This is a genomic window from Mesorhizobium sp. B2-4-12 (assembly GCF_006441575.1).
Taxonomy (GTDB): Bacteria; Pseudomonadota; Alphaproteobacteria; order Rhizobiales; family Rhizobiaceae; genus Mesorhizobium.
On the sequence record NZ_VFVC01000102.1, the window covers coordinates 1 to 1,961 of the forward strand.

Genomic DNA, 1,961 nt, shown 5'->3' on the forward strand with positions numbered 1-1,961 from the left:
GTCGGCTTGCGATCGCAGCGCAGCGAAGCTCGCGAGACGGGTGGGGGTGCGCCCTACGAGACCCCCACCCCGATCCGCTTTGCGGATCGACCCTCCCCACAAGGGGGTGGGTGAAGAGCCACGCCAAGCCATTTCAAAGGAAGAAAACCTTGCCTGCCCCACTCATCGAAATGCGCGGCATCACCAAGAGCTTCGGCGCGGTGAAGGCGAACGAGGCTGTCGACCTCAGCGTCGCGCCGGGCGAGATCCTTGGGCTGCTGGGCGAGAACGGCGCCGGCAAGACGACGCTGATGAATGTGCTGTTCGGCGCCTATGCGCCCGATGCCGGCGAGATACTGATCCAGGGCCAGCCGGTGCGGATCACCAGTTCGGCGGACGCGCTGGCCGCGGGCATCGGCATGGTGCACCAGCATTTTCACCTCGCGCCACGGCTAACCGTCCTGGAGAACCTGCTCATCGGCATTCCCGGCAAGTCGGGACGGATCGACCGTGTCGGCGGGCTGGCGCGGCTGGCCGAGATCGGCCGGCAGCATGGGCTGACGCTCGATCCCGACGTGCCGGTCTCGGCGCTGTCGGTCGGCGAGCAGCAGCGGCTGGAAATCGTCAAGGCGCTGTTTCGCGGCGCCAAGCTTTTGATCCTCGACGAGCCAACCGCCGTGCTGGCGCCGAGCGAGGTCGACGGATTGTTTTCAGCGTTGCGCTCGATGGCGGCACAGGGGCTCGGCATCATCTTCATCTCGCACAAGCTGAACGAGGTGCGGGCGCTCACCCATCGCTGCACGGTGCTGCGGCATGGCCGCGTCGCCGGCCGTGTCGACGATCCGGCCAACACGACGTCCGCGGCAATGGCGCAACTGATGTGCGGCCATGAGATCGTGCCGCCGGCAAGGGGATCATCGACGCCGGGCGAAGCGGTACTCACCCTCGACGGCATCTTCACCTCGAAGCATTCGGGCACGGTGCTGCGCGGCGTATCGCTTGCCGTCGGCGCTGGCGAAATCCTCGGCATCGCCGGCGTCTCCGGCAATGGCCAGCGGGCGCTGGCGGAGGTGATCTCCGGTATGATTTCGCCCGAGGCCGGGCGGATGACCATAGCCGGCAAACAAGTGGTGCGCTTCACCCCGCGCGAGGTACAGGCACTCGGTCTCGGCCGCATCCCGGAAGACCGTATGACAACCGGCCTGGTCACCAACCTGCCGCTGGCCGATTCCATGGTGCTGCCGCGCATCGGCACATCGGCGTTCAGCAGCAAGGGCCTGCTCAAGCCCGACGCGATCCGCGCCTTCGCCGAGGCGCAGATCAAGGCGTATGACATACGCTGCCCCGGGCCGATGACGCGAGCAGGCGCACTGTCCGGCGGCAACCTGCAGAAGGCACTGCTGGCGCGTGAACTCGCCTTCGATCCGAAAGTGCTTGTTGTCTCGCAGCCGACGCGCGGCCTCGACATCGGCGCTGCCCGCTTTATCCATGAAAAGTTCCTCGCCATGCGGGCCAAGGGCTGCGGCATCATCGTGATTGGCGAGGATCTGGAAGAATTGCTCGTGCTTTGCGACCGCATCGCGGTGATGTATGAGGGCCGCATCGTCGGCACGCTGGACAGCGCCGAGGCGACCATAGTCCGGCTCGGTCTCTTGATGACAGGCGCGGAGGGGAAGGCATAGTGCATGGGTTTGCTTCGTCAATCCTTCGCAGATTGCTCCAATGACTTTGTCCAAGGTGATCGCTTGAGGCTCAACGTCAGCGCTGCCCCTCACCTGCCTGCCGGCATCCTCTCCCCGTATAGGGACGGGGAGAGGGGCGCCGTCATCGCGGATTTCGCCAATTACCGACGTTGCGGGACAGGTGCCAGGGATGCGGCCAGTCCCCTTCTCCCCGTCCCTATACGGGGCTAGCGTGCGCACACATCTGCTTCGGAGGGGTGTCAAGGGACGTATTGGCCGGGCGGCAGATGGGGCTTGAAG

Annotated in this window: 1 protein-coding gene; it reads left to right on the plus strand. The window is 65.6% G+C overall.

Going from position 1 to position 1,961, the window contains the following annotated elements; all coding sequences use genetic code 11:
* Positions 1–149: 149 nt before the first annotated feature.
* Complete coding sequence (locus FJ934_RS27825) at positions 150–1,661, plus strand: ABC transporter ATP-binding protein (RefSeq protein WP_140613593.1); 1,512 nt, start codon at positions 150–152, stop codon at positions 1,659–1,661.
* Positions 1,662–1,961 lie beyond the last annotated feature (300 nt).